This is a genomic window from Paraburkholderia sp. UCT2 (assembly GCF_014397665.1).
Taxonomy (GTDB): Bacteria; Pseudomonadota; Gammaproteobacteria; order Burkholderiales; family Burkholderiaceae; genus Paraburkholderia; species Paraburkholderia tuberum.
Genome location: NZ_VZQO01000062.1, coordinates 15569 through 38183 on the forward strand (window position 1 = coordinate 15569; position 22615 = coordinate 38183).

18 protein-coding genes and 1 pseudogene are annotated in these 22615 nt (G+C 65.1%); 13 read left to right on the forward strand and 6 right to left on the reverse strand.

Annotated features, from left to right (window positions below; translation table 11 throughout):
- Window positions 1–120 precede the first annotated feature (120 nt).
- Complete coding sequence (locus F6X39_RS32755; protein ID WP_187619661.1) at window positions 121–960, reverse strand: DNA-binding transcriptional regulator; 840 nt, start codon at window positions 958–960, stop codon at window positions 121–123.
- Window positions 961–1180: 220 nt separating this feature from the next.
- Here F6X39_RS32755 and F6X39_RS32760 point away from each other — a divergent pair, with 220 nt between their 5' ends.
- The 7 genes from F6X39_RS32760 (at window position 1181) to F6X39_RS32790 (ending at window position 9181) form a co-directional block, all read left to right on the forward strand.
- Window positions 1181–3040, forward strand: coding sequence for a bifunctional 3-(3-hydroxy-phenyl)propionate/3-hydroxycinnamic acid hydroxylase (locus F6X39_RS32760; protein ID WP_187619662.1), 1860 nt, complete (start codon window positions 1181–1183; stop codon window positions 3038–3040).
- 1 nt (window position 3041) lies between these two features.
- The gene (locus tag F6X39_RS32765; protein ID WP_187619663.1) at window positions 3042–3992 is read left to right on the forward strand and encodes a 3-carboxyethylcatechol 2,3-dioxygenase; all 951 of its coding nucleotides are present in this window, start codon (window positions 3042–3044) and stop codon (window positions 3990–3992) included.
- 18 nt (window positions 3993–4010) lie between these two features.
- Window positions 4011–4820 carry a 2-keto-4-pentenoate hydratase gene (locus F6X39_RS32770; RefSeq protein ID WP_187619664.1) on the forward strand — a complete coding sequence of 270 codons (810 nt, stop codon included), beginning with the start codon at window positions 4011–4013 and terminating at the stop codon, window positions 4818–4820.
- Between the two features lie 35 nt (window positions 4821–4855).
- Window positions 4856–5806, forward strand: coding sequence for an acetaldehyde dehydrogenase (acetylating) (locus F6X39_RS32775; protein WP_187619665.1), 951 nt, complete (start codon window positions 4856–4858; stop codon window positions 5804–5806).
- Window positions 5807–5819: 13 nt separating this feature from the next.
- The gene (dmpG, locus tag F6X39_RS32780; RefSeq protein ID WP_187619666.1) at window positions 5820–6851 is read left to right on the forward strand and encodes a 4-hydroxy-2-oxovalerate aldolase; all 1032 of its coding nucleotides are present in this window, start codon (window positions 5820–5822) and stop codon (window positions 6849–6851) included.
- A 101-nt stretch (window positions 6852–6952) separates the two neighbouring features.
- A complete protein-coding gene (gene mhpT / locus F6X39_RS32785; RefSeq protein ID WP_187619667.1) occupies window positions 6953–8215 on the forward strand; it encodes a 3-(3-hydroxy-phenyl)propionate transporter MhpT in 1263 nt (420 codons plus the stop codon).
- Window positions 8216–8296: 81 nt separating this feature from the next.
- The gene (locus F6X39_RS32790; protein WP_187619668.1) at window positions 8297–9181 is read left to right on the forward strand and encodes an alpha/beta fold hydrolase; all 885 of its coding nucleotides are present in this window, start codon (window positions 8297–8299) and stop codon (window positions 9179–9181) included.
- Here F6X39_RS32790 and F6X39_RS32795 read toward each other — a convergent pair.
- Window positions 9180–9494 (reverse strand): annotated as a pseudogene (locus tag F6X39_RS32795) (substrate-binding domain-containing protein); the annotation flags it as partial. The gene F6X39_RS32790 and the pseudogene F6X39_RS32795 sit on opposite strands and share 2 nt — an antisense overlap.
- A 475-nt stretch (window positions 9495–9969) precedes the next feature.
- On the opposite strand from F6X39_RS32795, the gene F6X39_RS32800 reads away from it, so the two are divergent.
- Entirely contained in the window at window positions 9970–12198 is a 2229-nt protein-coding gene (locus F6X39_RS32800; protein WP_187619669.1) for an NADP-dependent isocitrate dehydrogenase, read from the forward strand.
- Between the two features lie 188 nt (window positions 12199–12386).
- On the opposite strand, the gene F6X39_RS32805 is transcribed toward F6X39_RS32800, so the two are convergent.
- Complete coding sequence (locus tag F6X39_RS32805) at window positions 12387–12614, reverse strand: hypothetical protein (protein WP_013092475.1); 228 nt, start codon at window positions 12612–12614, stop codon at window positions 12387–12389.
- A gap of 360 nt (window positions 12615–12974) precedes the next feature.
- On the reverse strand, window positions 12975–13871 hold the full coding sequence (locus F6X39_RS32810; protein WP_187619670.1) for a LysR family transcriptional regulator: 897 nt from the start codon (window positions 13869–13871) through the stop codon (window positions 12975–12977).
- A gap of 98 nt (window positions 13872–13969) precedes the next feature.
- Here F6X39_RS32810 and F6X39_RS32815 point away from each other — a divergent pair, with 98 nt between their 5' ends.
- The 3 genes from F6X39_RS32815 to F6X39_RS32825 are packed head-to-tail and all read left to right on the forward strand — an operon-like array spanning window position 13970 to window position 16965.
- The gene (locus tag F6X39_RS32815; protein WP_184024701.1) at window positions 13970–15274 is read left to right on the forward strand and encodes a CitMHS family transporter; all 1305 of its coding nucleotides are present in this window, start codon (window positions 13970–13972) and stop codon (window positions 15272–15274) included.
- 25 nt (window positions 15275–15299) lie between these two features.
- Window positions 15300–16658 carry an acyclic terpene utilization AtuA family protein gene (locus F6X39_RS32820; protein ID WP_187619671.1) on the forward strand — a complete coding sequence of 453 codons (1359 nt, stop codon included), beginning with the start codon at window positions 15300–15302 and terminating at the stop codon, window positions 16656–16658.
- 1 nt (window position 16659) lies between these two features.
- The gene (locus F6X39_RS32825; RefSeq protein ID WP_187619672.1) at window positions 16660–16965 is read left to right on the forward strand and encodes a hypothetical protein; all 306 of its coding nucleotides are present in this window, start codon (window positions 16660–16662) and stop codon (window positions 16963–16965) included.
- A 55-nt stretch (window positions 16966–17020) separates the two neighbouring features.
- On the opposite strand, the gene F6X39_RS32830 is transcribed toward F6X39_RS32825, so the two are convergent.
- The gene (locus tag F6X39_RS32830; RefSeq protein ID WP_187619673.1) at window positions 17021–17731 is read right to left on the reverse strand and encodes a FadR/GntR family transcriptional regulator; all 711 of its coding nucleotides are present in this window, start codon (window positions 17729–17731) and stop codon (window positions 17021–17023) included.
- Window positions 17732–18148: 417 nt separating this feature from the next.
- Between F6X39_RS32830 and F6X39_RS32835 the strand changes: the two genes are divergently transcribed.
- Together F6X39_RS32835 and gudD are read left to right on the forward strand one after the other, a co-directional pair.
- Entirely contained in the window at window positions 18149–19480 is a 1332-nt protein-coding gene (locus F6X39_RS32835; RefSeq protein ID WP_187619674.1) for an MFS transporter, read from the forward strand.
- A gap of 130 nt (window positions 19481–19610) precedes the next feature.
- Window positions 19611–20960 carry a glucarate dehydratase gene (gene gudD, locus F6X39_RS32840; RefSeq protein WP_187619675.1) on the forward strand — a complete coding sequence of 450 codons (1350 nt, stop codon included), beginning with the start codon at window positions 19611–19613 and terminating at the stop codon, window positions 20958–20960.
- Window positions 20961–21096: 136 nt separating this feature from the next.
- Here the strand turns inward: gudD and F6X39_RS32845 are convergent, their stop codons facing one another.
- Window positions 21097–22605 carry an MFS transporter gene (locus tag F6X39_RS32845; protein WP_187619676.1) on the reverse strand — a complete coding sequence of 503 codons (1509 nt, stop codon included), beginning with the start codon at window positions 22603–22605 and terminating at the stop codon, window positions 21097–21099.
- Between the last annotated feature and the right edge of the window lie 10 nt (window positions 22606–22615).

Genomic DNA, 22615 nt, shown 5'->3' on the forward strand with positions numbered 1-22615 from the left:
GCGGGCTGACCGCGGGGGTCGCTCCTGGTTCAGGACAATGCGCTGCTGTCGTCGATGCGGATCATCGGCGAGGATATCGACTGGGACAACGGCTCCGTGCGAATCGCTGCGAAAGCCACCTCACGACTTGCGCTCGCGTCCCGCACGCGTCTTGCCCGCTCCGCTCCTCGCGCGGGTCTGCGCCGCGAGTTCCTCGACCATCTCCCGCGCGGCCGTCTGCAACTCGGGCACATAGCGCCGCTTCGCTTCCGCGAGCGACACCGCGCGCGACAGAAACACTACGTTCAAGCTCGCGAGCACGCGTTCCTCGAACACGATCGCGACGGCAACCGCGCCGATCTTCCCCTGATCCGCCCAGTCGCCGTGATTCGAGCCGAACCCATCCGCGCGCACGCGTCGCACGAGACTGCGGACCAACGCGTCGTTCGACGCGAGCGCCTTCTGCTCCTCGCCGCCCGCGCCCGCGCGCAGCAGATCGAGAATGTCCTCGCGCTCCTCGTCAGGGCACATCGCGAAGTACGCGCGACCCGCCGCGGTCAGCAGGATCGGTAAACGGCGGCCGACCATCGCGCGATGAAACGATAGCGGACTGAAGCGGTGCGTGGTCTCGCGGACGATCATCGCGTCGCCGTCGGGCGTGGTCAGATCGGACGGCCACGCGACGCGTTGCAGCAGACGCCCCATCACCGGCGGCGCGATCGTCGCGATGCGTTCGTCGTCGGTGAAGCCTTCGCTCAGCGCGCGCACCTTCAGCGTGAGCCGGAAGCTGTCGTCCGACGCGCTGCGCCGCACGAAGCCTTCCTCCATCAACGTTTCGAGCAGCCGCCGCGCGGTGGTGCGATGCAGGCCGGTCAGCTCGCTGATCTGCTGGCTCGTCGCGCGGCCGCTGTCCATCGAGTTGAGCGCCTGCAGCACCTGCAAGCCGCGCGACAGACCTCGCACATTCGTGTATTTGGTCACTTGAAACCTCAATCAAATCAACTATGTGCATTCTATGCACAATTTCCAGATTTTGTTGAGCGGGCAGGTGGCCGGTCCTAGACTGCCAACAAATCAACGATTTCATGGAGACGCAAGCTGTTGCCCGCAGGCGATTTTTCGCCATGGCGACAGCCGGTTCCCACCGCCGCGCTCCGTGAATATCTCGACCCGGTCACGCTGGTCGACATACGGAGACAACATGCCCCAACCGCTCGACCCGGTGGCCGCGCAAGGCCACAGTGGACCCGTCACCACCGACGTCGCGATCATCGGCGCCGGCCCGGTCGGTTTGACGATCGCCAACTATCTCGGCCTGCAGGGCGTGCGCGTCGTGCTGATCGAAAAGCTCGACGGGATCATCGACTATCCGCGCGCAATCGGCCTCGATGACGAAGCGCTGCGCGTGTTTCAGTCCGTCGGCCTCGCCGATGCATTGCTGCCGCACACGACCCCCGATCACTGGATGCGCTTCGTCACGAGCAACGGTCACTGCTTCGCATCGATCGAGCCGCGCACCGACGAATTCGGCTGGTCGCGCCGCAACGCGTTCATTCAGCCGCTGGCCGATCGCGTGTTGTGCGACGGCCTGCAACGCTTCCCGCACGTCGAGGTGCTGTTCGGCCACTCGGTCGACTCGTTCACGCAGGACGGCAGCGGCGTCACGATCGAAGCGCAACACGCGCAGAGCGGCCGCCGCACGATCCGCGCGTCGTATATGGTCGGTGCGGACGGCGGCAACAGCTTCGTGCGCCGCACCCTCGACGTGCCGTTCGAGGGCCGCACGAAACCGAATCAGTGGATCGTCGTCGACGTGCGCAACGACCCGATCGGCTCGCCGCACGTGTACATGCATTGCGATCCGCGGCGCCCGTATGTGTCGGCCGCGCTGCCGCACGGGATTCGCCGCTTCGAATTCATGGTGATGCCCGGCGAGACCGAGCAAGAGCTGTCGAAGCCGAAGAACATGGCCGCGCTGATCCGCAAGGTCGCCGAGCCGGAGAAGGTCGACTACATCCGCAAGCGCGTCTATACGCACAACGCGCGCCTCGCGAGCAGCTTCCGCGTGAAGCGCGTGCTGCTCGCCGGAGACGCCGCGCACATCATGCCGGTGTGGCAGGGCCAGGGCTACAACAGCGGTATTCGCGACGCGAGCAACCTCGGCTGGAAACTCGCGATGGTGGTCAAGGGCGTCGCCGGCGATGCGCTGCTCGATAGCTACACCGCCGAGCGCCGTTCGCATGCGCGCTCGATGATCCACCTCTCTGAGGTCGCGGGCGACATCTTCGCGCCGACGAGCCGCTTCGGCATCAAGTTTCGCGACGCGTTCGTGCGTACGTTCAACTGGTTCCCGGCGGTCAAGCGCTACTTCGTCGAAATGCGTTTCAAGCCGATGCCACGCTATGAAAGCGGCGTCGTATTGCTGGCGCGCACGCCGCGCAAGCGTGGCTGGCTCGCGCGCGCGCTCGAACGCGCGGGGCATTCGGCGCCGGGCCGCCTGCTCGGTCTGATGAGCGAGAAGCGCGAGTCGCGGCTAGGCCGTCTCGTGTATGGACGCGACCCGCATTGTCATTCGCCGGTCGGCCGCATGTTCATTCAACCGCGCGTGCGCACGGAGAGCGGCGAGGTCGTGCGACTCGACGATGTGCTCGGCAACCGCTTCGCGATCGTCGGCTGGGGCGCGGAACCGACCTTCGGTTTGTCGGAGCAGGCGCGTGCGATCTGGCAGCGGCTCGGCGGCTGCTTCGTGGTCGCGAAGCCGGACACGCAGCTGTCTTTCCATGACGACGTGCCAGAAGACGTCATCGCGATCGGCGATGTGAACACGCGGCTGAAGGACTGGTTCACGCGAGTGCCGGAATCGGTCGTGCTGTTGCGTCCCGATCGTTTCGTCGCGGGCATGGGCTCGCCGCAGCAGGTGTCGCAACTCGTCGTCGAACTCGCGCAGCAGCTGCATCTCGACCTGGCGGGGCGGGCCGACGTGGCCGGTTCTCGCAACGAAGCAGCGTTCGCGCCCGATGCCGTCGCCACTTTCGCCACCGCTGCAACCGCCGGAGCCTGATATGCCGATGCTGCTCGAATGCCTATCGCACACGCCGTTGCATGGCTTTTACGATCCCGCGCCCGAAGTCGTCGCGGAAGTCGAGCGTGTGCATGCGGCAGCGCGTGCGCGCGTCGTCGAGTTCGATCCCGAACTGGTCGTCGTGTTCGCGCCCGATCATTACAACGGTTTCTTCTATGACGTGATGCCGCCGTTTTGCATCGGCGCATCGGCGAGCGCGATCGGCGACTTCAAGAGCCTCGCCGGTCCGCTGGAGGTGCCCGCCGATACCGCGCTCGACCTTGCCGAAGCGGTGCTCGCGAGCGACGTCGACGTCGCCGTCTCGTACCGCATGCAGGTCGATCACGGTTGCGCGCAAGCGCTGGAGATTCTGACGGGCGGCCTCGATCGATATCCGGTCGTGCCGGTATTCATCAATTCGGTGGCCGCGCCGATGGCTTCATGCCGCCGCGCGCGTCTGCTCGGCGATGCGTTGGGTCGAGCGCTCGCACGCTCGAAGCAACGCGTGCTCGTGATCGGCTCGGGCGGCATCTCGCACGAGCCGCCGGTGCCGGAACTCGCGGGCGCGAGCGAGGAAGTCGCCGAGCGTCTGATCGCGGGCCGCAATCCGTCGGCCGAATCACGCGCGGCGCGTGAGGCGCGCACGATCGCGGCGGCGCGCGGGTTCGCCGCGGGCGACAGCCGTCTGCATCCGCTCAATCCGGAATGGGATCGCGCGTTCCTGAAGCTGCTCGAAGACGGCGAACTCACCGCGCTCGACGGTTTGACCAACCGCGCGATCACGCGCGAGGCCGGCAAGTCCGCGCACGAAATCCGCACGTGGATCGCCGCGTTCGGCGCACTGAACGCGAGCGGCCCGTATCACGCGTCGCTCGATTACTACCGTCCGATCCCCGAATGGATCGCGGGCTTTGGCGCGATGCACGCGCGACCCGTGACGGCCCACGTCTAACCGAATCAGGAACCCGCTATGACTACTCAAAGCAATATAGACGCGCTCGCCCTGCGCCTGCGCGAATCGGAACGTACGCGCGCGACCATCGCGCCGTTGCGCGACGACCCGCGTTTCGTCGACCTGTCGAACCCGGCCGACGCCGAGGAGCTCGCGTACGCGGTGCAGCAGGCCAACGTGGCCGCGCGCATCGCGGCGGGCGAGCGCGTCGTCGGCCGCAAGATCGGACTCACGTCGCCGGCGGTGCAGCGTCAACTCGGTGTCGACCAGCCTGACTTCGGCGCGCTGTTCGCATCGATGGCGTATGGCGACGGCCAGCCGATTCCGCTGGACGAGCTGATCCAGCCGAAGGTCGAAGCGGAGATCGCGCTCGTGCTCGAACACGATCTGCTGCACGAGCGCCACACGTACGCCGATCTGATGCGCGCAACCGCGTATGCGGTCGCGGCGATCGAAGTGGTGGACAGCCGCATCGAAGGCTGGAACATCCGTTTCGTCGATACGGTCGCGGACAACGCGTCGAGCGCGCGCTTCGTGCTCGGCAGCCGGCCGGTCCTGCTGCGCGATATCGATCTCGCGGCCTGCGCGATGACGCTATCGAAGGATGCGGAAGTCCTGTCGCGCGGCAATGGTGCCGCGTGTCTCGGCAATCCGCTGAATGCCGCCGCCTGGCTCGCGGATCGCATGGTCCGGCTCGGCACGCCGCTGCGTGCCGGCGACGTGCTGATGACGGGCGCTTTGGGCCCGATGGTCGCCGTCAAGGAGGCGGGCACCTACTGCGCGAAGATCGAAGGTCTCGGCAGCGTCCGCGCGACTTTTTCCGCATAAAGCATGCACTCGCAAGCACTCGATTGGGAACTCATATGGCAAGCGAAAAACTGAAGGCCGCGATCATCGGCTCCGGCAACATCGGCACCGATCTGATGATCAAGATCCTGCGTCACGGCAAGCATCTCGAAGTCGCGGCGATGGCCGGCATCGATCCGAACTCCGACGGCCTCGCGCGCGCCGCGCGGCTTGGCGTCGCGACCACGCATGATGGTGTCGAAGGTCTGACTCGTCTGCCCGTGTTCAACGACATCGACTTCGTGTTCGACGCAACCTCGGCCGGCGCACACGTCAAGAACGATGCGCTGTTGCGAAAGCTGAAGCCTTCGATTCGCGTGATCGATCTGACGCCGGCGGCGATCGGCCCGTACTGCGTGCCGGTGGTGAATCTCGACACGCATCTCGACGCGCCGAACGTGAACATGGTCACGTGCGGCGGACAGGCGACCATTCCGATGGTCGCGGCCGTGTCGCGCGTCGCGAAGGTGCATTACGCGGAGATCGTCGCGTCGATCAGCAGCAAGTCAGCGGGCCCAGGCACGCGCGCGAACATCGATGAATTCACCGAGACCACGTCGAAGGCGATCGAAGTGGTCGGCGGCGCCGCGAAGGGCAAGGCGATCATCGTACTCAACCCGGCCGAGCCGCCGGTGATGATGCGCGACACGGTCTATACGCTGTCGGAGCTGGCCGACCTCGACAAGGTCGAGCAGTCGATCGAGCAGATGGCCGCCGCGGTGCAGGCGTACGTGCCGGGCTATCGCCTGAAGCAGAAGGTGCAGTTCGACGAAATCAGCGCGAGCGCGCCGCTGAACATTCCGGGCCTCGGCAAGTTCAGCGGTCTGAAGACCTCGGTCTTCATCGAGGTGGAAGGCGCCGCGCACTATCTGCCTGCGTATGCGGGCAATCTCGACATCATGACTTCGGCCGCGCTCGCGACCGCGGAGCGCATGGCGCAGGCGCTCGTGCAGGCATCAGAGGCTTAAGGAGACTTCCCGCATGGACAAGAAACTGTATATCTCCGACGTGACGCTGCGCGACGGCAGCCACGCCATTCGTCACCAGTACTCGATCCAGAACGTGCAGGACATCGCACGCGCATTGGACCGCGCGAAGGTGGACAGCATCGAAGTTGCCCACGGCGATGGCCTGCAGGGTTCGAGCTTCAACTACGGCTTCGGCGCGCACAGCGACCTCGAATGGATCGAAGCGGTGGCTGACGTGGTCGAGCACGCTCAGATCGCGACCCTGCTGCTGCCTGGCATCGGCACGATCCACGATCTGAAGGCCGCCTACAACGCGGGCGCGCGCGTGGTGCGTATCGCCACGCACTGCACCGAAGCCGATATCTCGAAGCAACACATCGAATACGCGCGCGAACTCGGCATGGACACCGTCGGCTTCCTGATGATGAGCCACATGACTACGCCGGAGAACCTCGCCATCGAAGCGAAGAAGATGGAGAGCTACGGCGCGACCTGCATCTATGTGGTCGACTCGGGCGGCGCGCTGACGATGAACGACGTGCGCGACCGCTTCCGCGCGGTGAAGGCCGTGCTGAAACCCGAAACGCAGACGGGCATGCACGCGCACCACAACCTGTCGCTGGGCGTGGCCAACTCGATGGTCGCGGTCGAAGAGGGCTGCGACCGTATCGATGCATCGCTCGCGGGCATGGGCGCCGGCGCGGGCAACGCGCCGCTCGAAGTGTTCATCGCGGCGGCCGAGCGCATGGGCTGGAATCACGGCACCGACCTCTACACGCTGATGGACGCCGCCGACGACATCGTGCGTCCGCTGCAGGACCGGCCGGTGCGCGTCGATCGCGAAACGCTCGCGCTCGGCTATGCGGGGGTGTATTCGAGCTTCCTGCGCCACTCGGAAGTCGCCGCGAAGAAATACGGCCTGAAGACCGTGGACATTCTCGTCGAGCTGGGCAAACGCCGCATGGTCGGCGGCCAGGAAGACATGATCGTCGACGTCGCACTGGATCTGAAGCGCGCGCACGCAACCGACGCAGTGGCTTCATGACCCGGACGCTGCGCGACGGCGCCGCATGCCGCGCGCGCAGCGTTCATTTCATCCAGCAAGGTCGCCGCAAGAGCGACGCTGACTCAACATTGGAGACTTTTATGCGGCAGTCAACGCAAGCAACGCAAACAACACCGTCGACGAAACCTCTTGCCGGCGGCGCGCTGACGATCGGGCTCTGCCTGATCGTCGCGCTGCTCGAAGGCGTGGACCTGCAATCGACCGGCCTCGCGGCACCGCGCATGGCGCGCGAATTTCATCTCGCGGTCGCGCAGATGGGCTGGGCGTTCAGCATCGGCGCGTTCGGGCTGCTGCCAGGAGCCGCGATCGGCGGACGTCTGGCCGACCGGCTCGGGCGCAAGCGCGTGCTGATGTGGTCGGTCGCGCTATTCGGCATCTTCTCGCTCGCGACCGCGCAGGTGTGGGACCTGAACAGCCTGCTCGCCGCGCGCTTTCTGACCGGCCTCGGTCTTGGCGCAGCGATGCCGAATCTGATCGCGCTGTGCTCGGAAGCGGCGCCGCCCCATCAGCGCAACACCGCGGTCGGCGCCATGTATTGCGGCATGCCGTTCGGCGCAGCGCTCGCGGCGGTGGTCGGCATCATCAGTCCGGGCGACGCGGGCTGGCGGCATATCTTCTACGTCGGCGGCTTCGGGCCGTTGCTGGTGCTGCCGCTGCTTGCGCTGTTCCTGCGCGAGTCGGCGCAGTTCGTCGCGGCGCGTGCAATCAAAGGCGCGCGACGCGATGCGTCGGCTAGCGTGACCCACGCGCTGTGGCAGGAAGGGCGCGCGGGCACGACGATCGCGTTGTGGATCAGCTATCTCGGCACGCTGATCGTGCTGTATTTCCTGATCAACTGGCTGCCGTCGCTCGTCTTGACGCGCGGTCTGACGCGCGTGCAGTCCGGTATCGTACAGATGATGTTCAACATCGGCGGCGGCATCGGCGCGATCGTGATCGCCGGCATGATGGACCGGATGGGCCGGCGCCGCACGGTCGCGGGCATGTATGTCGGCATCGTCGTTGCGCTTGGCGCGTTGCTGAGCGCGAATGGCGGCACGTCGATGGCGTGGGGCGGTCTGATCGCGGGGCTGTTCCTGGTCGGCGGCCAGTCGGTGTTGTATGCGCTGGCAAGCAGCCTGTACCCGACCGAAGTGCGTGGCACCGGCGTCGGCGCGGCCGTGGCGGTGGGCCGTCTCGGCTCGATCCTCGGACCGTTGATCGCGGGGCAACTGCTCGCGATCGGTCAGGGTGCGAGCGTGCTGCTCGGCGCGAGCATTCCGCTGATCGCGGTCGCCGCGATTGGCGCGTGGCTCGTCGTGAATCGCTCGACACTTCGTTATACCCCGGTGGCCGCGCAATAGCTTTGCAGCCCGAAATACCGCGCGGGTCCGCCGTCAACGGCGACTCGCGGTCACTTAATCCGTGAAACAAAGGAATTCGACATGAGCAACACCAACACGCAAGCAGCGGCGATCACCGAGGAAGCGACCAGCCGATTCGTCCGCATCACCGAAGACGGCCGCGAGATGCAGCTCCACTACAACGACGTGGGGCAGGGTGCGAAAACGGTCGTGATGCTGCACGGCTCCGGACCGGGCGCGACCGGCTGGGCCAACTTCAATCGCAACGTCGAGCCGCTCGTCGCGGCGGGCTATCGCGTGATCCTGATGGACTGCCTCGGTTGGGGCAAGAGCGACCCGATCGTCTGCAAGGGCTCGCGCTCGGAACTGAACGCGCGCTGCCTGAAGGCGCTGCTCGATGCGCTCGATATCGAACGCGCGCATATCATCGGCAACTCGATGGGTGGGCATAGCGCGGTCGCGTTCGCGCTCGCCGAGCCGCAACGCGTCGGCAAGCTCGTGCTGATGGGCGGCGGCACCGGCGGCCCGAGCCAGTTCGTGCCGATGCCGACCGAAGGCATCAAGCTGCTGCAAGGCCTGTACCGCAACCCGACCATCGAGAACCTGCAGCGCATGATGAGCGTCTTCGTGTTCGACACGAAGGCGTTGACCGAAGACCTGATGCACGCGCGCCTCGCGAACATGCTGGCGCGCCGCGATCACCTCGAGAACTTCGTCGCCAGCCTCGCCGCGAATCCGAAGCAGTTCAACGACTACGGGCCGCGCCTTGGCGAAGTAACCGCGCCGACGCTCGTGATCTGGGGTCGCGACGATCGTTTCGTGCCGATGGACATCGGCCTGCGGCTCGTTGCCGGGATGCCGAACGCCGATCTGCATGTGTTCGGCCGCTGCGGGCATTGGGCGCAGTGGGAGCATGCGGACAAGTTCAACCGGATGGTGGGGGAGTTTCTCGGACGCGGGCAATGAGCAGGGCGTCCGGTCGTTTCGGACCGAGCATCAGGCCCGAGCAGGCGCGCTCGCCGGCCGCCGCCGACAGGCTTTGTGCATCGTGAACGTGGAGCGACAGCCCGTATTCGTCGAGACAATTGCGAATGCCGCGAATCCGTTCGTCGTTCCAGCGCGAACGGCCAAAGCCGAGATTCGCGATGCGCTTGTGACCGAGCTTGATCAGATGGTCCGCGAGCATAAAGCCGGCGAGATTGCTGTCGGTGCCGACGCTCGAAATCTGAAAGCGCGAACTGCGCCCAAACAGCACGACCGGCTTGCCGAGATCGAGCAGCCTGCTATGGACGCTCGTGCGCCGTCCGTCGACGACGCCGGCGCAGGACGTCGTGACGCGCTAAGCGCGGGCGTGAGGAGCCGGCGGCGCAAGCGTATCTTCGAGGCGCCCAATCGTCGGCAAGTGGAGGGCAACAGTCACGGCTCGGTGGCGGCATTTGCGGCTCGTCAATGCGACCAATTCGCATTCATCCAAAAATAATATTCCCCAAGTCCTCTATAAGATATCTGTCTTAAGACCGGGGTGATCGGCCGCAAACCCTTGCCAGTCAGGGCTCGACCCCTTTGGGTAGGGTCTCGCGACCTGTTTGTCTAGTCACATTTAGTGGAAAACGCGCATATACTCTCGGTCGTATCGCAAAACGAAGGTCGCGGGGTTGCGTCGTGCCGAACTGACGCCGTCGCCGTCGCGCCACGATTTGCGCTGGCTTCGACTGCCAACGCTCTGTCTATCACTTCCTAGCAAAGCATTAATCATGTCCACACCGCCGAAGATCATCTACACCCTGACCGACGAAGCGCCCGCACTGGCGACGTACTCGCTGCTGCCGATCGTCAAGGCGTTCACGCGCTCGTCCGACGTGCTCGTCGAAACGCGTGACATCTCGCTCGCCGGCCGGATCATTGCCGCATTTCCGGACTACCTGAGCGCGGAGCAGAAGGCTTCCGACGATCTGGCGGAGCTCGGTGGACTCACCATGCGCCCGGAAGCGAACATCATCAAGCTGCCGAACATCAGCGCGTCGGTGCCGCAGTTGAAGGCCGCGATCGCCGAGCTGCGCGACCAGGGCTATAAGCTGCCGTCGTACCCGGACGTCGCGACGACCGACGCCGAGAAGGACGTCAAGGCCCGCTACGACAAGATCAAGGGCAGCGCGGTGAACCCGGTGCTGCGCGAAGGCAATTCGGACCGCCGCGCGCCGTTGTCGGTGAAGAACTACGCGCGCAAGCATCCGCACAAGATGGGCGCATGGAGCGCGGACTCGAAGTCGCACGTCTCGCACATGAGCGATGGCGATTTCTACGGCAGCGAGAAGTCGGCGCTGGTCGCGCAGGCCGGTAGCGTGAAGATCGAACTGGCCGCCGCCGACGGCACGATCACGGTCCTGAAGGCGAAGACGCCGGTGCAGGCAGGCGAAATCATCGACGCGTCGGTGCTGGGCAAGAACGCGCTGCGCAGCTTCATCGAAGCGCAGATCGCCGAGGCGAAGGCGAACGGCGTGCTGTTCTCGGTGCACCTGAAGGCCACGATGATGAAGGTCTCGGACCCGATCATCTTCGGTCATGTGGTGTCGGTGTTCTACAAGGACGTGCTCGCGAAGCATGCGGAAGCACTGGCCAAGGTCGGCTTCAACCCGAACAACGGTATCGGCGACCTGTACGCGCGTCTGAAGGATCTGCCGGCTGAAACGGCCGCGGCGATCGAAGCCGACATCGAGGCGCAGTACGAACAGCGTCCGCCGCTCGCGATGGTCAACTCGGACAAGGGCATCACGAGCCTGCACGTGCCGAGCGACGTGATCGTCGACGCATCGATGCCGGCGATGATCCGCGAGTCGGGCAAGATGTGGGGCGCCGATGGCGCGCTGCACGACGCGAAGGCGGTGATTCCGGACCGTTGCTACGCTGGTGTGTACCAGGCGGTGATCGAAGACTGCAAGAAGCACGGTGCGTTCGACCCGGTTACGATGGGCACGGTGCCGAACGTCGGGCTGATGGCGCAAGCCGCCGAAGAATACGGTTCACACGACAAGACGTTCCAGATCCAGGCGAACGGCGTGGTCCGCGTCACCGACGAAGCCGGCGCGGTGCTGCTCGAGCAGCCGGTGGAACAGGGCGACATCTTCCGTATGTGCCAGACCAAGGACGCGCCGGTCCGCGACTGGGTCAAACTCGCGGTGAACCGCGCCCGCGCTTCCAACACGCCGGCCGTGTTCTGGCTCGACGCGGCGCGCGCGCACGATGCGCAGATCATCAGGAAGGTCGAGCAGTACCTGAAGGATCATGACACGAACGGTCTCGACATCCGCGTGATGACGCCGGTCGAAGCGACGAAGTTCTCGGTCGAGCGCATCCGCGCCGGCAAGGACACGATCTCGGTCACCGGCAACGTGCTGCGCGACTACCTGACCGACCTGTTCCCGATCATGGAACTGGGCACCAGCGCGAAGATGCTGTCGATCGTTCCGCTGATGGCCGGTGGCGGCATGTTCGAAACCGGCGCGGGCGGTTCGGCGCCGAAGCACGTGCAGCAGCTGGTCGAGGAAGGCTTCCTGCGCTGGGATTCGCTCGGTGAATTCCTCGCGCTGGCGGCATCGCTCGAGCATCTGGGCACCGCGTATCACAACCCGAAGGCGCAGATTCTCGCGAAGACGCTCGATCAGGCGACCGGCAAGTTCCTCGACAACGACAAGTCGCCGGCGCGCAAGGTCGGCGGTATCGACAATCGCGGCAGCCACTTCTACCTCGCGATGTACTGGGCCGAAGCACTGGCCGCGCAAACCGACGATGCCGCGCTGCAGGCGCAGTTCGCGGGCGTGGCGAAGGCGATGGCCGACAACGAGGCGAAGATCGTCGCGGAACTCGGCGCGGCGCAGGGCAAGCCGGTGGATATCGGCGGCTACTACCGTCCGAACGTCGAGCTGACTAGCAAGGCGATGCGCCCGAGCGCGACGCTGAACGCAATCGTCGATTCGGTGGCTTGAGCTCGCACGGGCGACTGATGCGGTAAGCGCCGCGGCCGCACCTGCGCTGGCCCCGAAAGCCGCGCGGTAAGCACGCAGTACAACCGCGGACAAAGCCGCAAGCAGGACCGCAAATACGACAATGGCGCCTTCGGGCGCCATTGTCGTTTCTACTGTCACTGCTACGTCGCCGTCGGTCATGCCCGTCCTTATACGTGAACGATTTCCCAATCGGCGAGCTTCTCCGGAATTTCGAGCGTCGACGTGTCGAGCTCCGACAGATGCTCGCAGCTCAGACCGCGCGCGAGGTCGTCGGCGGCCTGTTGCGGGCTCGAGAATTCTCCGAGCGTTTCGTTGCCGTAGGTGGCTTCCCAGCCGTCCTGACCCGGCAGAATGTAGAACGCTCCCTGCGTCGAACCAAAGCGAAAGCCTTTCATTTTTAGTCTCCCAGTTGCCAATTAAAAAAGCCGCGATTCGTGACGGCTTCTTCGCAATCTGCGGGATTTGAGTGGCCGTGTCGTGAGGCCCCTCGAATCCGACTGCGTGAAGCGCGTGCTCTTGTGAAAGAGTCTACGTCAGCGAATCGGCGGGCAATTGGGCGTCGAGCCGGTCTTTATATTAAAAATATTCGTGTAAAAACAAAGGTTTGTGAGATCCGTTTTGCGATGTGCAACGCCGCCGGGCATCGTGAAATGGCCGCTTTGTGCCCCGCAACATGATTTTTTACGACGCGCGGCATCTTTTCGTATCGTGAAAATTAGGGCTGCGCGCGACGCGCAAAACCACGCTGTGCGGCCCTATGACGCGTCGAGCCGTTCGATCAGCATCGCGACGAAGGTCTCGGTCACCGGCGGCAAGGTTCGGCCGCGCTTTTTGATCAGCGCGATGCGCCGCGTGAACGCGGCTTCGTCGATCGGTCGCGCGACTAGCTCGGGCTCCGCGCGTACCTCGCGCGCCGACGCCGGCAGGATCGTGATGCCGAGCCCGGCGCGCGCCATCGCGACCGCGCTCATCATGTAGGTCGGTTCGCAGGCGATGCGCGGCTCACATTGCGCGTCGGCGAACGCGCTGTCGACGACCGCTCGCACGCTCGTGCCCTGCGCGGTCAGCACGAGCGGCTCGCTGGCGAGATCGGCGAGCGTGACGGGCCGGCGCCGCCGCGCGAGCGCGTGCTGCTTCGGCAGCACGGCGACGAGCCGGTCGATGCCCGCATGCAGTACCTCGAGCCCGCTGTCGTTCAGCTCGCCGCCCGTCAGTCCGATATCGGCTTCCTCGTTGCGCACCAACGTGTTGACCATGCTCGCGACGACATCGCGCACCTCGAAGCCGACGCGCGGCACGGCTTTTCTCAGCGCCTGCACGAGTTCGGGCAGCACGCTCGCCGCGAAGGTCGGCAGACACGCGATGCGCACCGTGCCGCTCCCGCCTTCGCCGAGCGCGCGCGCATCGAGCAGCACGTGCTCCATGTCGTGCAGCGATTTCTGCAGCACGGGCAGCAGCTCGCGGCCGGTCGGCGTCAGGGCGACGTTGCGGCTGTTGCGATCGAACAGGCGCAGGCCGACCGTTTCCTCGAGCCGGCGAATCTGCACCGTCAACGCCGGTTGCGACAGATGCAGCCGCGCGGCCGCACGCGTGAAGCTGCCTGTTTGCGCGACCGCGATAAACGCGCGGATGTCGCGGAGATTCAGATCCATGATGATTTGTGATTGCTGCAATCAATTCATTTCAATTGCATTATTGCTGCCCCGAACTTACGCTCGATCACACTAAAAAACAACCCGGAGACAAGCTCATGCTGCCATTGCTGGGGCTGGCTACCATCGTCGTGCTGCTCGGCGCGATCCTGTCCAAACGCATGTCGCCGCTCGTCGCGCTGATCATCGTGCCGCTCGCGGCCTCGCTGCTCGGCGGCTTCGGCTTGCAGACGAGCAAGTTCGTCGTCGATGGCCTCAAGAGCCTCGCGCCCGTCGTCTGCATGTTCGTCTTCGCGATCCTGTACTTCGGCACGATCACCGACGCCGGTACGCTCGACCCGATCATCGAGCGCATCCTGCGCGCGGTCGGCACACGGCCCACGCGCATCGTGATGGGCACCACGCTGCTCGCGCTGCTGATCCACCTCGACGGCTCCGGCGCCGTCTGCTTTCTCGTCACCATTCCGGCGATGCTGCCGCTCTACGACCGCCTGAAGATGGACCGGCGCGTGCTCGCCGCGGCGGTATCGATGGCGGCCGGCATCAATTTCCTGCCATGGACGGGGCCGATGATTCGCGCGTCCGCGTCGCTGCATCTGCCGATCTCGGCGTTGTTCAATCCGCTTATTCCGGTGCAGGCGATCGGCCTCGTATTTGTGTTCTCGATGGCGTACTGGCTCGGGCGGCGCGAGGAAAAGCGCCTCGGTCTCAACGCTGCGAGCGGTTCCGTGCCGATGCCCCAACGCGAACTGACGCCGGAACAACAGGCGCTGCGCCGCCCGCAAAACTTCTGGTTCAACATCGTGCTGACGCTCGTCGTGCTCGGCACGATGGTCGTGATGGGCGAGAAGATTCCGCCGGCGATCATGTTCATGGTGGGCCTATGCATCGCATTGATGGTCAACTATCCGAATGTGGACATGCAGCGCAAACGGATCGACGCGCATGCGCGCGCCGCGCTGATGATGGCCGGCATCCTGCTCGCGGCCGGCGTGTTCACCGGCGTGATGCAGGGCAGCGGCATGCTGAAGGCGATGGCGCAGGCGGCCGTCGGCTTCGTGCCGCCGGCGATGGCGAGTCATATTCCGATCGTGCTCGGCCTGCTGTCGATGCCGCTCAGCATGCTGTTCGATCCCGATTCGTTTTATTTCGGTGTACTGCCGGTGATCGCGGAAGTGGCCGGCCAGCTCGGCGTGCCGGCGGTGCACGTCGGTCAGGCCGCGTTGCTTGGACAGATGACCACCGGTTTTCCGGTGAGTCCACTCACGCCCGCGACGTTCCTCGTGGTCGGGCTGTGCGGTATCGATCTGGCCGATCATCAACGATTCACGTTTCCCCTGCTGTTCGGCGCGTCGGTCGTGATGACGATCGCGTGCGTCGTGCTCGGGATCTTTCCACTGTGAGCTTCACCGAAGGAACGGGAGCACCATGACAGCCACTGAACCTCGACGCGTCGTGCGCATCGGCGCGGGCGCGGGCTATTCGGGCGACCGCATCGAACCCGCGCTCGAACTCGCGGAACACGGCCAGCTCGACTATCTCGTGTTCGAATGCCTCGCCGAACGCACGATCGCGATCGCGCAGCAGGCGCGCAGCAAGGACCCGGAGCTCGGCTACGACCCGCTGCTCGAAGCGCGCATGCGCGCGGTGCTGCCCGTCGCGGCGCGCAACGGCGTGCGTATCGTGTCGAACATGGGCGCGGCCAATCCGCTCGCGGCAGCGCGCCGGACCGCGCAGATCGCGCGCGAGTTGGGTCTCGGCGGCCTGAGGATTGCCGCAGTCACCGGCGACGACGTGCTCGACGTCGTGCGCGCGGGCGACTTCCATTTCGTCGAATCGGGCGAGGCGGTGGCCGCGTACGCGGACCGGCTGATATCGGCCAATGCGTACCTCGGCGCGAGCGGCATCGTCGAGGCGCTCTCGGCCGGGGCGCAGATCGTGCTGACCGGGCGCGTCGCCGATCCGTCGCTGTTCGTCGCGCCGCTGATCCACGAATTCGGCTGGCGCATGGACGACTGGCCGATGCTCGGCCAGGCGACGGTAATCGGCCATCTGCTCGAATGCGCGGGGCAGATCACCGGCGGCTATTTCGCGGACCCCGGTTTCAAGGACGTGCCGAATCTCGCACGGCTCGGCTTTCCGATCGCCGAAGTTGCGCGGGACGGTTCAGTGATGATCACGAAGCTCGCGCAAAGTGGCGGGCTCGTGACCGAGGCGACCTGCAAGGAGCAGTTGCTCTACGAGATCCACGATCCGCGTCGTTATCTGCAGCCCGACGTGGTCGCCGATTTCTCGCAGGTGCGCGTCGAGCAGGAAGCCGTGGACCGTGTGCGCGTCACCGGCGGTGGCGGCACGGAGCGCACCGCGACGTTGAAAGTGTCGGTTGCGTATTTCGACGGCTATATCGGCGAGGGGCAGATTTCGTACGGCGGACCCGGCGCGCTCGCGCGGGCGCGGCTCGCGCTCGATATCGTGCGCGAGCGTCTCGCGCTGACCGGCGTGCAGACGCGCGAGTTGCGCTTCGATCTGATCGGCGTGAACGCACTGCATGGTGACGCGGTGGCGGCCGGTCATGGCGAGCCGTACGAAGTGCGCGCCCGGGTGGCGGGACGCACGGCGTCGCTCGCGCAGGCGCTGCGCATCGGCAACGAGGTCGAGACGCTGTACACGAACGGACCGGCGGGCGGCGGCGGCGTGACGAAGGCGGCGCGCGAGGTGGTCGCGGTGCAATCGGTGCTGCTGCCGCGCGAGTATGCGGCGCCGGCTTTCTCGCTGATGGAGGCTTGAGATGAAACTACGAGAACTGGCCCACTCGCGCACCGGCGACAAGGGCAATACGCTCAATATCTCGGTGATCTGCTACGACGCGCTGCATTACGAGCGGTTGCGCGATGTGCTGACGCCCGAGCGCGTCAAGACGCATCTGCGCGATGTGGTGCGCGGCGAGGTGGTGCGCCATGAGTTGCCGGGCATTGCCGCATTCAACTTCGTGCTCGGCGACGCGCTCGGCGGCGGCGTGACGCGTTCGCTCGCGCTCGACGCGCATGGCAAATCGCTGAGCTCGGCGTTAATGGATCTCGACGTGGGGCAGTGAGGGCATTGCCGGCGGCGTGTCGTGTTGCGGGGCGGCCGCTCAGCCCCGCATGTGATCACACGCCAGCCTTCGTCAGGGCATGCGCGCGGCGCAGTCGCTCGCGGCTGTTGCTCAGATGCATGCGCATCGCGGCGCGCGCGTCGTCGGCATCCTGACGCTCGATCGCGCGATAGATCATCAGATGCTCGCCGAGCACGCTGCGCAACACCTCGATATGGTCTAGCTCCGCGATCTCGGCCGAACCGAGCCGGGTGCGCGGGCTGACCGAGCGGCCGAGCTGGCTCAGCACGTCGAAGAAATAGCGGTTGCCGCTCGCGCGCGCGATCTGCAAATGGAACTCGATGTCGTGTGCGAGCGTGTCGGTGCTGCCGCGCTCGAGCTCCGACTCGAATCGATCGAGCGCAGTGCGGATCTGCTTCAGGTTCTGCTCTGTGCGCCGCGATGCCGCGAGCGCGGCCGCGGCCGCTTCGACGTCGATCCGGAACTCGATGATCGCCATCACGTCGAGCATGCTGGTGAGATCGGCGGCGGGAAGCTGCATCGGCTTTTCGGCGGCGGGCGCGAGCACGAACGTGCCAATGCCATGGCGCGTCTCGACGATCCTCTCTGCCTGCAGACGCGAAATCGCCTCGCGGACCACGGAGCGGCTCACGGACAGCTGCTTCATCATCGCGACTTCGGTGGGGATGCGGTCGCCTGGCCTCAGCGCCCCGCGGCGAATCTCATCGGAAAGGGTGGCCACCACCTTTTCAGTTAGGCTGCTCATTTTTGTGGCTGGTTGACTGATCCTGCAAAGTATCGCACAGGACTGTACTCGATTCTGCCGCGTTCGGCGGCATCGGCGCGGGCTATTTTTTGCGTGCAGATGCGCGGTGGGGGCGGGGATGAGGCGGACATTTGCGCAAACGCATGGGCTGCTGACGACAGTCTGTCAATTGTAGACATCAGACGTCTTAGTTCGAGACGGATTCCGGGTTGGTCAACAGGGTCCTTAACCTTTGAATCTGCCGTTATTTCAAGGCGGTCCCTCTGGAACCACAGGGTAAACACCCTGCTGGATTTGACAAAAGTAACGCGGTAGACTGTCGTCAGACAACATATCAGGCGTAGCGCAGGGTCTTGCACCCACCGGGTGCGCCGCGCTGCGTTCCACCAGGCCTCGTGGCCGACAGGGAGACACAACTTGACATCAGTTCTGACCACCGCGCTCGACCCGCTGGAATCGGCGGTCGCGAAGGTGAAGCGCAACGTGTTGCCGCTTTTCCTGATCATGTTCATCGCGAACTATATCGACCGCGTGAACATCGGCTTCGTCAACGCGCACATGAAGGCCGATCTCGGCATCGGCGCGGCCGCCTACGGGCTTGGCAGCGGGCTGTTCTTCATCGGCTACGCGCTGTTCGAAGTGCCGTCGAACGTGCTGATGCAGAAGTTCGGCGCGCGCGCCTGGCTCACGCGCATCATGGGCACGTGGGGGCTGGTGGCGGGAGCAATGGCGTTCGTCTGGAACGACACGTCGTTTTACGTGCTGCGGTTCCTGCTCGGCGTCGCCGAGGCGGGCTTCTTTCCCGGCGTCGTCTTTTACTTCACGCAGTGGCTGCCGCAAAAGGAACGCGGCAAGGCGATGGCGATCTTTCTGTCGGGCTCGGCGCTCGCGTCGGTGCTGTCCGGTCCCATCACCGGCTCGCTGCTGTCGATTCGCGGCCTCGGCCTGCAAGGCTGGCAGTGGATGTTCCTGATCGAAGGCGCGTTCTCGATCGCGCTGTGCGTCGTCAGCTGGTTGCTGTTGAAGTCGCGCATCCGTGACGCGCATTGGCTCACGGCCGAAGAACAGCGTGTGCTCGAACAATCGATCGCGGCCGAACAGGGCGAGCGCGAAGCGCAAGGCGGCGCGCATCTGCCGACGGTGAAGCTGCTGAAGGACCCGCAAATCGCGCTGTTCTGCTTCCTGTACTTCGCGATCCAGCTGACCATCTACGCGGCCACTTTCTGGCTGCCGACCATCATCCGCAAGATGGGCGGCCTTTCCGACTTCGAGGTCGGCATGTTCAACGCGATTCCGTGGCTGATCTCAATGGTCGCGATGTACGGCTTCGCGGTCGTATCGGCGAAATGGCGTCATCAGCAGGGCTGGCTCGCGGTCGCGCTCGTCATCGCAGCAGTCGGTCTGTTCGCGTCGACGTCGGGCAACCCGGTGTTCTCGTTCGTCGCGATCTGCTTCTCGGCGATCGGCTTCAAGGCGGCGTCGTCGCTGTTCTGGCCGATTCCGCAGGGCTACCTCGATGCGCGCGTCGCCGCCGGCGTGCTCGCGCTGATCAATTCGCTCGGCAACCTCGGCGGCTTCTTCGCGCCGGCCACCTTCGGCTATCTGCAGCAACACACGGGCTCGATCACGGGCGGGTTGTACGGTCTCGGCGTCGCGTCGCTGCTCGCGGCGGCGGCCGGCTTCCTGACGCGCAACAAGCCCGGCAATCGCGAGCCGTTGCCCGATTCGTTGCGCGGCAACGCGCATTGACTACACTGACGGCTCGCATGCGGCCGTCGATTTTTCTGTATTCGAGTTCTCATCCGGTCCGGTCGAACACGCACGCAGCGCGCGGCGGCTTCCGCCGGCCGGCCTACTTCATCACACAGGTGCTTTTCCCATGTCCACCAAACCTACCGAATCGAACGCCACGCCGGTCGTCACCGAACTGCGCGTCGTGCCCGTCGCCGGTCGCGACAGCATGCTGATGAATCTGAGCGGCGCGCATGGTCCGTTCTTCACGCGCAACATCGTGATTCTGCGCGACAGCGCGGGCCATACCGGCGTGGGCGAAGTGCCGGGCGGCGAGAACATCCGCAAGACGATCGACGACGCGCGGCCGTTCGTGGTCGGTCAGTCGATCGGCAATCTGCAGGCGATCCTGAACAAGGTGCGCACGCAGTTCGCCGATCGCGACGCTGGGGGGCGTGGCCTGCAGACCTTCGACCTGCGCACGACGATTCACGCGGTGACCGCGCTCGAAGCCGCGCTGCTCGATCTGCTCGGGCAGCATCTCGGCGTGCCGGTCGCGGCACTGCTCGGCGAAGGCCAGCAGCGCGACGAAGTGGAAATGCTCGGCTACCTGTTCTATATCGGCGATCGCAACAAGACCGATCTGCCGTACGCGAACAACGCCGGCGCGCGTGACGACTGGGAGCGCGTGCGCACCGAGGAAGCGCTGACGCCGGAGACGGTCGTGCGTCTTGCCGAGGCCGCGAAGGCGCGCTATGGCTTCAACGACTTCAAGCTGAAGGGCGGCGTGCTGCCAGGCGACGCCGAGATCGAAGCGGTCACGGCACTCGCCGAGCGCTTCCCCGAAGCGCGCGTGACGCTCGACCCGAACGGCGCATGGTCGCTCGCGGAAGCGGTGCGCCTGTGCCGTGACAAACACAGTGTTCTCGCCTACGCGGAAGATCCATGCGGCGCGGAGAACGGCTATTCGGGCCGCGAAGTGATGGCCGAGTTCCGTCGCGCAACCGGCCTGCCGACGGCGACCAACATGATCGCGACCGACTGGCGTCAGATGGGTCACGCCATCCAGCTGCAATCGGTCGATATTCCGCTCGCCGATCCGCATTTCTGGACCATGCAGGGCTCGGTGCGCGTCGCGCAGATGTGCAACGACTGGGGCCTCACGTGGGGTTCGCATTCGAACAACCACTTCGACATTTCGCTCGCGATGTTCACGCACGTCGCGGCCGCGGCGCCGGGCAAGATCACCGCGATCGATACGCACTGGATCTGGCAGGATGGTCAGTTCCTGACGCACGATCCGCTGCAGATCGTCGGCGGTAAGGTCAAGGTGCCGCAGAAGCCGGGGCTCGGCATCGAACTCGATATGGATGCGCTCGAGAAGGCGCACGCGATGTATCAGCAGCACGGCCTCGGCGCGCGCGACGACGGCATTGCCATGCAATATCTGATTCCGAACTGGAAGTTCGACAACAAGCGGCCGTGTCTCGTGCGTTAAGGACGATTTAACTCAATCAAAAAGCCTGGCGGGCTGCACGAAAGATGCGGTTCACCAGGCTTTTTTGTTTCCTTTTGCAATGCACGGTGCGAGCTAGCCGCACCGCGGATATCGGCGGCCATCATCGGGCCACTTGTCAGCTCTTGCGAAACACCACATGCGAAATCCGCTGCACCAGCAGCGCGGCCGCGAGCGATGCCACCGCCGTCAGCCACACACCGATATGAATCGACTGCACGAGCGCGTCGCGTGCGCTATCGATCAGCGCGAGCGTATCGAGTCCCGACTTCTTCATATCCGCAATCAGCTGTGTGCGCGACGCGTCGTCGATCAGGATGCGCAGATCGACGAAACGCGGCCGCCATTGCGATGCGGCCGGCTCTCCGAGCACGCTCATCGTGCGCGTGACGACATTGCGATAGTGATGCTGCACGACAGTCGCGACGATGCTGGTGCCGAGCATGCCGCCGACCATGCGCGTCGATTGCAATAGCGCGGTCGTGATGCCGAAGCGCTCGCGTCCGGCGATCTCCTGGCCGAACACGTTCAGGTTGTTCAGGATGAAGCCGAGGCCGATGCCGACCGCGCCCATCGGCAGCACGATGCGCCAGCGCGGTGTGTCCGGATTGGCGAACGCGAGCGCGATCGACGCGAACATCAGCAGCGCGAAACCGATCGTCAGAATGCGCGTGGGCTTCTTCATGTGAATCACGATGCGCGTGTTCACCACACTGCCGAGCGCGATGCACGCGGCGATCGGCGTCGCGAGCAGGCCGGCCTGCTGCGGCGAAAGACCGAAGCCGCCTTGCAGCAGCAAAGGCGCGAAGAAGATCAGCGAGAACATCACGAACCCGGACAGCATGCCGAGCGTGAATAGCGTGACGAGCTGCGCGTCCTTGAACAGATCGAGCGGAACGATCGGATGCGTGGCGCGCTTTTCGCACGTGAAGAGTGCGATCGCGCCGGCGATCACGCACGCGCCGAGCACGAGATTGCCCACGGTGAGGCCGTGCTTCGGCACCGCTTCGATAAACGCCTGCAAGCCGCCGAGCACGGCCGCGACGAGCCCCGCGCCGAGCCAGTCGATCTTTACTTCGCCGTCATGCGGCCGCCGGAAATTCGGCAGATGCATCCAGATGAAATAGAGCGCCGCCGCGCCCACCGGCAGATTGACGAGAAACGTCGAGCGCCAGCCGAGGTGCTCGCTCATCCAGCCGCCGAGCGACGGGCCGGCCGCGGTACCGATGCCGTAGGCCGCGGCCAGCACGACCTGCCAGCGCACGCGGGTGCGCGGGTCGGGGAACAGATCGGGAATCGACGCGAACGCGGTGCCGACCATCATGCCGCCGCCAACGCCTTGCAGTCCGCGCGCGATCGCGAGAAACAGCATGCTGTTGGCGAGGCCGCACAACACGGACGCGACCGTGAACGTGATCACCGCGGCGATCACGAAGCGCTTGCGCCCGAAGTAGTCGCCGAGCCGCCCGAACACCGGCACCGTGACGACCGAGGCGAGCAGGTACGCGCTTGCGATCCACGCAAAATATTCGAAGCCGTGCAGCTCGGCGACGATCGACGGCAGCGCGGTGCTGACGACGGTCTGGTCGAGCGCGACCAGCATGTTGACGAGGCCGATGCCGAGCATGGCGTAAAGC